This is a genomic window from Patescibacteria group bacterium (assembly GCA_027858235.1).
Classification (GTDB): Bacteria; Patescibacteriota; Patescibacteriia; order Patescibacteriales; family BM507; genus BM507.
Window position 1 is genome coordinate 25,366 of the sequence record JAQIDC010000015.1, and the last position, 7,793, is coordinate 33,158.

The following is a 7,793-nucleotide window of genomic DNA, read 5'->3' on the forward strand; positions in this document are numbered from 1 at the left end:
TTAACTTTTTTTAGTAATTTTTAATTTCCTTTTTACTTCTTTAATTAACATATCTGCTCTTTGTGGCTGTGGATGGTCCATTAATAATAAATGAGTAGCTGTTCGTAATGATGTCCAATTATAATACATTTCTATCCTTTCCTCCAAAGATTCTGTCATTTTTATTTTAGCATTTTTAAGGTAGGCATCCAAAAATATTTTTTTTAATTTATTCCCATATCGCCTGTCGTTTGTTTTTCGCTTTGACATGTAAAATAGTTGCTGTAAAAATGAACCAATGTCTCTTGCTGGATCAGAGAGGCTCATATCAGCAAAATCAATTACTCCTATTTTCTTTTTACCCATTTTTATAATATTTTCAGGGTGAGCGTCACCATGAACTAGACAATGTTTGTTGTTTGGATTATTTAGGTATTTATTTTCTTTTTTAATAAAAATGGCATAAGCTTTTTCATAAATATATAAATATTTTGGATATTGATAAAATATTTTCTCAAATAATTTCTTCTCTCCAGGAACAACTGTTTTTATTCGGCTATTGTTTTTATTAAAGTTCCTAGCTCCTTCTGTGTTCAGGTTGTGCAGTTTAGCAAACCAGGATGCCACCTTTGGCAATATTTCCTCAACGTTTTTCCTGTCGTCCTCTTTAATATAATAATATAAGGTGTGTCCTTTTACCCCCCTATAGAACGTTGCCCTAAATTCGTTTGAATAAAAAAGAGGGTGTGGAATAGAAAGATGGCCCTTTGAAAAACTATTTTCCCACAAATATTTTAAAACTGCATGAACATTTTTCCTTGGTTCAGAGTCATGAGCAGAGCAAAAAATTGGAAGTTCTTTTATTTTTCCCTCTTTTGTAATAAAAACTGTTTTAAACTCTATAACAACATGATAATAATACTTACCCCAAATACCTTTTTTGTGCGGGATAATTTTAATTGATTTTATTTTATCAAACTCTGGGTAAAGAGGTAGAACTTTTTTTGTAAATAGCTCCTTAACAAATTTTTCGTCAAAGAGTTGATAAATTTTATTCATAATAATAATTTATTTCCAATAAACCTGCCAATGCTTTTCCCAGATTTTGTATCTTAACTCTGAGGCCATTTTTTCTATTTCAATTTTTATATCCTTTGTTTCTTTGTTAGCCAAAGATCTAACTGCTCTTGTCAGGTCGTTTATTCCCCTCTCTATCTCATCTGGGTTCCAAGTTACTCCTGAAAATAACATAAAATCCTTTTCACTTGCCCACCAGTAGTTGCAGCTAATAAGACCCCGTACCAAATGCCATCTAGCCCAGTAAAAATTATCGTCATCTTTATAATCATAAACTGCTGTGTAGGCTATCTTTTGCATTTCCCAGAGTCTCATTTGTATTTTGTTTTTTTTGTTATACCAAACAAAAAAAGGTTGGCCCCGCTTTATTTCAGCTTCAGATGAGTTCCAATTACCTGAAATCGGTTTTATTTTTTCTATTTTTGTTTGCGTACCAATATAGTCTGATATTTTTTGCGTTTCCAGCCCAGCTCTTTTAAGCAGTTTTTCAAATTCACCTGTATGGTCTATATGACGCAAGCCATATAACTCTCCGTCGCTTGCTGTTATGACTGTTTTTTCTTCACCTGCATCAAGTAACTTAGCTATTTTTTGAGGAACATAAGTATTTGATTCACTTCTCGTACGAATGACTAACTTTAGACCACTATTCTCATCCCCGTAAATTTTCCCAACATCCGTTTGATTCAATTTACCATTGCAAATAATTTCATCAACTATTATCCACTCATAGCCGAGCTCTTTTATTGATTTGGCCACAGATGGACTGTAGGCCATTTCAGGCAAGAAGAATCCCTTTGGTTTATACTTATCACTGAGATATTTTTTTAAAATCTTTTCATTCTCCTTAACTTGTCTAACAATCTCCTCTTTTGGCATTAGGGGTAATATTGGATGATACATGGCTGTGCCTGTCAATTCAATTTGTCCTTTTTTAACTAAAGAAAATAATCTTTGAATTAACTCATGCTCCCCCATTTCTTCCCACCTTTGAATAAGGCAACCTGCAACATTAAAAGTAAAATTAATATTTTTATTTTCCTCTAAAGCTCTTATTATTCTTTTATAGCTTTTTTCTGTTGCCTCTTTAATGTTATGGGTATCTGTATTTACTGGTTGATACAGGTGTAAGAAATTTATCCACTTCATATTATTTATGGTTACCGTTCATTTTTATTGCTTTTCTAAATAGAACCACATATTTGCCTGCTGGGATTTCCCAAGAGCTAGAGTTTTTCATTGCTCTTGAAACAAGATTTCTCCAATTACTTTTGTATTTATATGTCTCAAGCGCCCTAATAATAGCCGCGTGAAAAGAAAATTCATTAAAGGACTTAAAAACAAAGCCTGTTCCATTCTCTTTACTAGGCGAATAGTCCACAACTGTATTGTGAAGTCCACCAACTTTTCTGACAATTGGAATACAACCATATCTCATTGCTATTAACTGATTTATTCCACATGGTTCATGATGAGAAGGAAGCAAAAACATATCAGAGGCAGCATAGATAAGAGTTTCTATGCTTTTGTTGCCAGTAAAAGGAATCCAAATAATTTTCTTTGGATATTTTTTTTTATACTTTTTTAGAGTGCTTATATAATTTTTATCGCCGTCCCCGAGTATAATAAATTGAATATCCATTCTTACAATTGATTCCATTAGATTTTCAATTAACTCAAAGCCTTTTTGAAAAGTAACCCTTGAAGTAGCACAAACCAAAGGAATATTTGAATTAACTGGAAAGCCTATTTTTTTTTGTAAAAATTCTTTGTTTAGTTCTTTTCTGTGAATCTTTGAAAAATTATAATTTTTATACAAACCCCTGTCACTCACTGGACTGTAGGCATTATAGTCAATCCCATTCACTATCCCAAAGACACGTTCTTCTCTGTTTTTTAAGATTCTATGTAAATCTTGTCCAAACTTTTTGGTTAATATCTCATCTCTATATTGTTCTGAAACTGTGTTAATAATATCAGCCGATAGTAATCCTCTTTTGGCAAAATTAATATACTCAATGTCTGGGTCGTTTATATGGGGGAGTCTTTTTTTGCCGTAATCTTTTTTGCTAAGTGGTGTATCCCACCAATTTTGACCAAATTGAAAAACTAAATTATGTATAGTAAATATCGTTTTAGCATGACTAAGTGTTTTTGAATATCTAAAATCGGTTTTTAGATAATAAGGGATGAGGCCGGTTTGCCAATCATGACAATGAACAATATCTGCTTCAAATTTAAGAAGAGAAATTAATTTTAGAGAGGCAACATTAAAAATTAAAAATCTTGCATTTTCGTGACCTGACCCATACAAAGATTTTCTTTTTGAGAAATACTTTTTCACTTCTACAAAATATACTGGGAGATCTTCCATTAAATACCCTTTCCAATAATTTACATTTACTGTTTCTTTAGAATTTAAAATAACATTAACATTTTCATAAACTATTTTTAGATTATGTTCCTTTTTATCAATAAGTTGTCCATAAAGCGGGGTTATAGCTATAACATCATGACCTAGTCTATTTAGGGCTTTGGGAAGACTTCTGGCCACATCAGCAAGACCGCCTGTTTTTGAAAAAGGAGCTATTTCTGATGAAACTGAAACTATTTTTAATTTTGCTTGCATAAATTATTTATAATTAGAGGCACAAATAGCTACAGCCAAAGCATCGGCTGCATCATCTGGTCTTGGAATTTCCTCTAAATTAAGAATCATTTTTACCATTCTTTGAATTTGAGCTTTATCAGCTCTACCATAGGTTGAAACTGCCTGCTTAACTTGCAAGGGTGTAAATTCTACTAATTTAGCCTTACTCATTTTCGCTGCCAATAAAACAACACCTCTGGCTTGCCCAACAATAAGGGCGGTTTTTACGTTTTTATTAAAAAACAATTCTTCAACAGCAATAATGTCCGGTCGGTGCTTTTTGATTATTTTATTTAAATCAATAAATAGTTTCTCTATCCTGCTCGCTAAATCTTCTTTTGGGCTAGTTTTAATTGAGCCATATTCAAGGCAAAGCAATTTACCATTTTGTTCTATTCTAATAATACCAAAGCCTGTGTCAGCAATCCCGGGGTCAATTCCTAAAATTATTTTAGTCATTTAAATGTTTAAATTTGAGTAATAATCGGAAACATCTTCATCATCTTCAAGGGATTCTATAAATTTTTCAATTTTATCCTCATCCTTTTTTTCTGGAGTGACGTCTTCTTTTGCAACATATTCTATATCTGCCGATTCTGTGTTTATATTTTTTTCTTCAAGGAACGTTTTTATCTTGGACAAATCATTCACTGGTAAATATATTGTTATTCCTTCATCTTCCTGTTTAATATCTTCTGCTCCAAGATCAATTAATTCCAATTCCATCTCATCATCAATTTTCCCTTCAGCTAAATTTTCTTTCAGTATCATAACAACACCCTTCATTTCAAAATTCCACATTACCGACCCTAATGAACCGCTTCCTTTTGAAAAAAGATGACGAATGTTTGCAGCACTTCTATTTTTGTTGTCAGTTAATACTCTTAAAACAAATTGTGAATTAGCAGGACCAATTCCTTCATAAATAAGTTCTTCAATTCTTCCTCCCTCAAGCTCACCCGTCCCTCTTTTAATTGCTTTTTCAATATTGTCCTTTGGCATGTTGGCTGCCTTGGCTTTATCCACTGCAAGACGCAAGGAAAAATTAGTATCAAGGTCGCCACCTTTATCACGAGCGGCAATGTTTATAAGCTTGGCGATTTTTGTAAACACAGCACTCCTCTTGGCATCTTTAGCTCCTTTGGCTCGTTTTATTGTTGACCATTTGGAATGTCCACTCATATTCAAAAATTAAATATAAATAAAAAACTCATAGCTTAATTTTATTTGCTATAAGTTCTACTGACAAGGTACCATTTTTATTTTGAAAAATCAAGAGCTCACTTCTAAAAATAGCTCTTCAAACAAAGTCTTTCTATATTAGTTTTTTTCTTTGTATCTTGATATACTAACTATATCAAAATTAATTAAACTATATGAATCTAGATAATATCAAAGAAATTTCAAAATTAGACAAAGACGAGGTTGCTAAATCAATTTCTCTTTTACCAGAACAGATTAAACAAGTTCTTGGTGACACAAAAAATATTAAACTTCCGGAATCTTACAAAAAGTGTACAAAAATTATGATAAATGGCATGGGTGGTTCAAATCTTGGTGGCTGGGTCTTAAAAAGACTATTTTCTGATCAGCTAAAAGTTTCTGTAGATATTCTTGATGGATATACTGTTCCAAAATCTGTCGACAAAAACACTTTATTCCTTTTTTCTTCCTACTCCGGAACAACTGAAGAAGTTTTAAGTACCTACAAAGAAGTTAAAAAAAGAGGAGCGAAAATGTTAATATTAGCTTCTGGAGGACCTCTCTCTAAAAGAGCTCAAAAAGACAATGTTCCTGGTTTTGTTTTTAATCCTTTATTTAATCCTTGCACCCAGCCACGAATTGGCCTTGGCTATTCTTTGTTTGGATTAATTTATTTATTCGTAAAACTTGGATTTATAAAAATTAGTAAAAATGAAATTGCTGAAATATTAGCCTTATTAGAAAAAAATAATTTAGAGTTGTCATTGTCTGTTAAAATAAACAAAAATAAAGCAAAAAAAATGGCTCTCAAGATGCATGGTAAAATGCCAATTCTAGTTGGCTCAGAATTTCTAATGGGCAATATCCATATTTTCAGAAATCAGATTACAGAAACATGTAAAACTTTCTCTACTTTTCTAGAGCTCCCCGATCTAAACCATTTTGCAATGGAGGGATTACAATATCCTCATTCTAATCAAAAAAATATGCTTTTCTTTTTTATCGACTCAGAGCTTTATCACAAAAGAATATGGCAAAGAGCAATTCTTACAAAAAAAGTAGTTAAACAAAATAAAATAGAAGTCCTTGATCACAAGCTTTCAAGCAAAACAAGATTACTCCAATCATTTGAACTATTACAATACGGAACATGGCTTAGCTATTACTTGGGCATACTAAATAATGTAAATCCGTCTGAAGTTCCTTTTGTCTCTTGGTTTAAAAAAGAACTCTCTAAACATCCTTTTAGAAGCTAAAATTAGCCTATCTATTGACTTATAGCTCGGATTGTTATAGTCTAAATTAATATTAATTCAGACTATATGTACAGTGTTATTCTTTGTGGTGGTTCTGGAACAAGGCTTTGGCCATTAAGTCGAAAGAACTTCCCAAAACAATTTTTAAGCCTTTACTCTGACAACTCTTTACTACAAGAGACTTTTTTGCGCATGACAAAAATCATGCCAAAGGAAAATATTTTCTTTGTCACCAATAATGATAATTTTTTTAATGTTCTCAACCAAATCAAAGAAATCGAAAAAGACTTTACTGAAAAACAAATTATTATAGAACCAGCTAGTCTAAACACAGCCCCAGCAATAGCTCTGTCCGTAAAATATTTACTTGAAAAAATAAGGATTAATCAAAATGCTCCAATTATTTTTCTCCCCTCTGATCATTATATAGGAGAGAATGAAGAGTATTTATCAATAGTCAAAAAAGCACTCTCTGATGTAGATGATAAAATTGGAACTATTGGAATAAAGCCATTAAGTCCAGAAACTGGATACGGATATATTAGAAAAGGAAACCCGATAAACTCATATCGAAAGGTGGTTGAATTCAAAGAAAAGCCCGACAAAATAACAGCAAATTTTTACCTACAATCTGGACAATACGTCTGGAATGCAGGAATGTATATTTTTAATTCTAAAACTTTTGTTAATGAATTAAAAAAACACGAACCAACAATTTACAAGCTTCTTGTAAGCGACTATGAAAATTTTGTAAAAGAGTTTGAAACACTACCTAGCATCTCGATTGACTTTGCTATTTCAGAAAAATCAGATAATGTTGTTGTGATAGAAGGTGATTTTGGATGGAGCGATATTGGCTCTTTTGATTCCCTGGCTGAACTTAGTTTAAAAAATGGCAATAGAAAAGGAAAACACATTAGCTATGATTCAAAAAACATTTTCACTCATTCTCAAACAAATAAACTAATAACAACAATAGGAGTAGAAGATCTAGTAATTATTGAAAATAACGACAGTATACTTATTCACAAAAAAGGAAGAGGTGAAGATGTTAAAAAAATTGTTGATATCCTTAAAAAAGAAAACTCAACTTCACTAGAAGACAATTTAATTGTTCACAGACCTTGGGGGAAATTTGAAGTTTTAATCGATGACAAGTTTCATAAAGTAAAAAGAATTACCGTTTATCCTGGAGAAAAACTAAGTTTACAATCTCATTATCACAGATCTGAGCACTGGATAGTTGTTAAAGGAATTGCAACCATAATAAACAATGATAAGGAAATATATTTAAGAGAGAATGAAAGCACTTTTATCACCCCAACCTCAAAACACCGACTAGAAAACCCTGGAAAGATAAACTTAGAAATAATCGAAGTCCAAACTGGCAGCTATTTAGAGGAAGATGACATCATTAGATATGATGACATATACAAAAGGAGTTAATAGGCTCCCCGTCAAACAGTGTGATAGTTTAATATGAAAGAAAGTGGTAAAAAGGCCAGAGTCATTTTGGCAATATAGTTATCAATATTCCTAAAACCAAAAGATACTCTTTTAATCATTTTAATTTTTGTATGACAACCTTCGGTAAATCCATTGGTTGTTTTGTTTTCAAAATAGTTAAG

Annotated in this window: 8 protein-coding genes; 2 read left to right on the plus strand and 6 right to left on the minus strand. The window is 31.8% G+C overall.

Annotated features, from left to right (window positions below; all coding sequences use genetic code 11):
- From PF572_00940 to PF572_00960, 5 genes are read right to left on the minus strand one after another with little or no spacing between them, the layout of a single operon-like run.
- Positions 1 to 1,038, minus strand: a complete 1,038-nt coding sequence (locus PF572_00940) for an aminoglycoside phosphotransferase family protein (GenBank protein ID MDA3839630.1) — start codon at positions 1,036 to 1,038, stop codon at positions 1 to 3.
- A gap of 9 nt (positions 1,039 to 1,047) precedes the next feature.
- A complete protein-coding gene (locus tag PF572_00945) occupies positions 1,048 to 2,205 on the minus strand; it encodes a polysaccharide deacetylase family protein (protein MDA3839631.1) in 1,158 nt (385 codons plus the stop codon).
- A gap of 1 nt (position 2,206) precedes the next feature.
- The gene (locus tag PF572_00950) at positions 2,207 to 3,685 is read right to left on the minus strand and encodes a glycogen/starch synthase (protein ID MDA3839632.1); all 1,479 of its coding nucleotides are present in this window, start codon (positions 3,683 to 3,685) and stop codon (positions 2,207 to 2,209) included.
- Between the two features lie 3 nt (positions 3,686 to 3,688).
- The gene (ruvC, locus tag PF572_00955) at positions 3,689 to 4,165 is read right to left on the minus strand and encodes a crossover junction endodeoxyribonuclease RuvC (GenBank protein MDA3839633.1); all 477 of its coding nucleotides are present in this window, start codon (positions 4,163 to 4,165) and stop codon (positions 3,689 to 3,691) included.
- Positions 4,166 to 4,888 carry a YebC/PmpR family DNA-binding transcriptional regulator gene (locus PF572_00960; protein ID MDA3839634.1) on the minus strand — a complete coding sequence of 241 codons (723 nt, stop codon included), beginning with the start codon at positions 4,886 to 4,888 and terminating at the stop codon, positions 4,166 to 4,168.
- 194 nt (positions 4,889 to 5,082) lie between these two features.
- Between PF572_00960 and PF572_00965 the strand changes: the two genes are divergently transcribed.
- On the plus strand, positions 5,083 to 6,165 hold the full coding sequence (locus PF572_00965; GenBank protein ID MDA3839635.1) for an SIS domain-containing protein: 1,083 nt from the start codon (positions 5,083 to 5,085) through the stop codon (positions 6,163 to 6,165).
- 66 nt (positions 6,166 to 6,231) lie between these two features.
- Positions 6,232 to 7,611, plus strand: a complete 1,380-nt coding sequence (locus tag PF572_00970) for a mannose-1-phosphate guanylyltransferase/mannose-6-phosphate isomerase (GenBank protein ID MDA3839636.1) — start codon at positions 6,232 to 6,234, stop codon at positions 7,609 to 7,611.
- Positions 7,612 to 7,622: 11 nt separating this feature from the next.
- Here PF572_00970 and PF572_00975 read toward each other — a convergent pair.
- Positions 7,623 to 7,793 (minus strand): transposase (locus PF572_00975; protein MDA3839637.1); only part of this gene is annotated, 171 nt, incomplete at its 5' end.

Bases quoted from the DNA above. Each gene is read 5' to 3' on its own strand.
- PF572_00945 (MDA3839631.1), bottom strand. From the start codon at position 2,205: ATGAAGTGGATAAATTTCTTACACCTGTATCAACCAGTAAATACAGAT.
- PF572_00965 (MDA3839635.1), top strand. From the start codon at position 5,083: ATGAATCTAGATAATATCAAAGAAATTTCAAAATTAGACAAAGACGAG.
- PF572_00970 (MDA3839636.1), top strand. From the start codon at position 6,232: ATGTACAGTGTTATTCTTTGTGGTGGTTCTGGAACAAGGCTTTGGCCA.
- PF572_00940 (MDA3839630.1), bottom strand. From the start codon at position 1,038: ATGAATAAAATTTATCAACTCTTTGACGAAAAATTTGTTAAGGAGCTA.
- ruvC (MDA3839633.1), bottom strand. From the start codon at position 4,165: ATGACTAAAATAATTTTAGGAATTGACCCCGGGATTGCTGACACAGGC.
- PF572_00950 (MDA3839632.1), bottom strand. From the start codon at position 3,685: ATGCAAGCAAAATTAAAAATAGTTTCAGTTTCATCAGAAATAGCTCCT.
- PF572_00960 (MDA3839634.1), bottom strand. From the start codon at position 4,888: ATGAGTGGACATTCCAAATGGTCAACAATAAAACGAGCCAAAGGAGCT.